The sequence below is a fragment of the Mycobacterium sp. 1245499.0 genome (assembly GCF_001673615.1).
Lineage (GTDB): Bacteria > Actinomycetota > Actinomycetes > Mycobacteriales > Mycobacteriaceae > Mycobacterium > Mycobacterium europaeum_A.
On sequence record NZ_LZMG01000220.1, the window covers coordinates 1 to 2,953 of the forward strand.

3 protein-coding genes and 1 pseudogene are annotated in these 2,953 nt (G+C 69.9%); 1 reads left to right on the top strand and 3 read right to left on the bottom strand.

Going from position 1 to position 2,953, the window contains the following annotated elements:
• Positions 1–789 (top strand): SDR family NAD(P)-dependent oxidoreductase (locus A5646_RS12435; protein ID WP_066879865.1); only part of this gene is annotated, 789 nt, incomplete at its 5' end.
• A gap of 11 nt (positions 790–800) precedes the next feature.
• Here the strand turns inward: A5646_RS12435 and A5646_RS12440 are convergent.
• The 3 genes and pseudogenes from A5646_RS12440 to A5646_RS12450 form a co-directional block, all read right to left on the bottom strand.
• On the bottom strand, positions 801–1,619 hold the full coding sequence (locus A5646_RS12440) for an enoyl-CoA hydratase-related protein (RefSeq protein ID WP_067021919.1): 819 nt from the start codon (positions 1,617–1,619) through the stop codon (positions 801–803).
• Positions 1,616–2,638, bottom strand: a complete 1,023-nt coding sequence (locus A5646_RS12445) for a TIGR03617 family F420-dependent LLM class oxidoreductase (protein ID WP_067021921.1) — start codon at positions 2,636–2,638, stop codon at positions 1,616–1,618. The genes A5646_RS12440 and A5646_RS12445 overlap by 4 nt, the downstream gene beginning before the upstream one ends.
• Positions 2,639–2,666: 28 nt before the next feature.
• A pseudogene (locus A5646_RS12450) lies at positions 2,667–2,953 on the bottom strand (ATP-dependent protease); the annotation flags it as partial.

Genomic DNA, 2,953 nt, shown 5'->3' on the forward strand with positions numbered 1-2,953 from the left:
GTCATCTTGGCCGCCCGCAACGCCGACGCGCTCGCGGAGACGGCGCGCTGGATCGCGACCGAGGTCGCCGGCGCCCGGACCTCGACGGTGCTGCTCGACCTCACGGCACTGTCCAGCGTGCGGGCGGCGGCGGCCGCGATCGCCGACATCACCCCGGCCGTCGACGTGCTGATGAACAATGCCGGCGTCATGTTCACGCCGTTCGGACGCACCCGGGACGGTCTCGAATTACAGATCGGGACAAACCATTTCGGGCACTTCGAACTCACCCGCCTGCTCATCCCCCAGCTGACCGCCGCCGGCGGGGCCCGGATCGTGATCCTGTCTTCGGGGGGCCACGTCATGGGCGACGTCGACTTCGACGACCCCAACTGGGAGCGGCGCGACTACGACAAGTTCGCCGCCTACGGCGCGTCCAAAACGGCGAATATTCTGCACGCCGTGGAGGCCGATCGGCGCCTGCAGGGGGCGGGAATCCGGGCCTACGCCGTGCATCCGGGCACCGTGGCCACCTCGCTCGCGCGGTACATGTCGCGCGCGGATTTCTCGCGGCTGCGCAAGCTCGCCACCGAGAACAGCCCCGAACCCTCCGACGGTTTCCTCGAGTTCGTCATGCCCGAACAGGGTGCGGCCACACAGGTGTGGGCGGCGGTCACTCCGGAGCTGGCCGACCGGGGCGGCCTCTACCTACAGGACTGCCGGATCGGCGAGGCCGCACCGCACGCCCGCGACCCGCAGCGCGCGGCCGAACTGTGGGACCTCTCCGAAAGGCTCTGTGCCACGGTCTGATACGCGCCGGTTCACGGTTCGGGAAGCGGCGACCACTCTTGGGACAGCCGGGCGGTGAAGTTCGGCGGGCGGTGATCGCGGAACGCGGCGACGCCCTCGCCGGCGTCGGCGCCGCCCATCACCCGCTCGTGCAGCCGCGTTTCCAGCGCGGCGACCTGTCGCGGTGTGTAGTGGTTGATCGCGGTGTCCCACAGCAGGCGTTTGCACAGGGCCGCCGACATGGGCGCCACGTTGACCACGATGTCGCGGGCCACGGTCAGCGCATGGTCGAGCACCCGGTCGGCGGGCAGTGCCCGGTTGGCGATGCCGAGGGCGGCGGCCTCGGCCCCGCCGAAGGTTCGCCCGGTCAGCAGGATGTCGGCGGCTACGCCCAGGGTGGTCAACTGGGTCAGCGTCCAGTGCGCCATGCAGTCGGGCAGCACGCCCCGGCGGACCTGCACCACACCGTATTTCGCGTCTTCGGCGACGAAGCGGATGTCGGCCTGCAGCGCGATGGTCAGGCCGATGCCGATGGCGTGGCCATTGACGGCGGCGATCACCGGTTTGCGCAATTCGAAGGCGGCCGGCGTGATCGGTGACGCCGAGAACGCGCCGGCGTCGGCGGGGGCGTCGAAAGGGCTTGCGTCGCCGGAAAAATCGGCCCCGGCGCAAAACGCGCCTCCCGCTCCGGTGAGCACGATGGCCCGCACATCGTCATCGTCGTCGCAATCGCGGTATGCGCGGCTCAGCAGCGCGCCCATCTCGGCGGTGTAGGCGTTGAGCCGCTCGGGCCGGTTGAGGGTGAGCACCGCCACGCCCGAGTCGATGTCGACCGTCAGGTCCTCGCTCATGGCAGCGCGGGCACCCGGTGCAGGGCACCGATCATGTCGGCGACGTCCGCTGGGCGCGGCGTGTAACCCGGGAAGTAACAGCACACCTCGTCGGCGTGCTCGCCGAACCGGGCGGCGATCTGCTCCGCGCATTGCTCGGGCGTGCCGACGATCCCGATCCTTGCCACCATCTCGTCGGTGATCAACCGGCGCATGTCGGCGAAGCGGCCCTGCTTGGACAGCGCGTTGAGTTCAGGCTGCACACCGGCCCACCCCTCGACCTCGAGCACGGGCAGGTAGGCCGGCGTCGAGCCGTAGAACGCGATCAGGGAAGCAACCCCGTTGATCGCGGCCGCCAGGTCGGCCTCGTCGCGCCCGACGGCCACCATGGCCTGGGCGATGATCTGGAACTCATCGAACGACCGCCCCGAGCGGCGCAGCCCCTCGGCGATGGCGGCGACGGTGCGATCGGCGAAGTGGCGGGCACTGTTGAACGGCATCACCAAAAGGCCGTCGGCGACCTCGGCGGCGGTGCGCGTCATCAGCGGACCCAGCGCGCCCAGCAGCACCGGGGGCGGCCCGAACGGATTGGGCCCGGGGTTGAAATTGGGCGCCATGATGGTGTGGGTGTAGAACTCGCCGCGAAAGTCCAACCGGGCGTGGCCTTCCCACGCGGCGAATATCGCCTTGATCGCGGCGATGGCTTCGGCCATTCGTGGCGCCGGCCGCTCCCACCTACTGCCATAACGCTTTTCGATGTGCACCTTGATCTGGGAGCCGAGGCCGAGGCGGAACCGGCCGCCGCTGTAGAGCTGCAGATCGTAGGCGGAGTGCGCCATGTGCAGCGGGCTGCGCGGCGGGGCGATCGCCACGTTGGTCATCAAGTCCAGGCCGGTCGTGCCGGCGGCGATCAGCAGCGGAAAGAAGACGTCGTGCTGGCCTTCGAAGGTGAACAATCCGTCCGCGCCGGTGGCGACGATCTCGGCGGCGCTTGCGGCCGCCTGCGCCGGTGAACCGCTGACCTGGAGCTGTACCTTCATGCACCATCCTTCCGCGAAAGCCGCCCGGTCATTCGGAAAGCTGAAACTCCACCACTTCGGCGACCGCGTCCACGGCTTCGCGCAGGGCGGCGAGGCGGGCGGCCGCCGTCGGTGCCGACAGCACCGAGTAGCGGTCGGCCGTGCCGATCGGGATGCGAGACGCCAACGCGAACAGGCGCTTTCCCGCCGGGCCGCTCCGGTCCTCGCCCAGGATCACCTCGCGGTCCGGCAGCTTGATGTCGCGCGCCTGCGCGATCCGCTCGAACAGCGCCATGGCCCGGTCTTCGAGGTCGAGCAACTGGGCGTCCGACACCG

What these genes read in the sequence shown, in the direction of transcription:
- A5646_RS12440 (WP_067021919.1), bottom strand. Translation starts at nt 1,619, where the DNA reads ATGAGCGAGGACCTGACGGTCGACATCGACTCGGGCGTGGCGGTGCTC.
- A5646_RS12445 (WP_067021921.1), bottom strand. Translation starts at nt 2,638, where the DNA reads ATGAAGGTACAGCTCCAGGTCAGCGGTTCACCGGCGCAGGCGGCCGCA.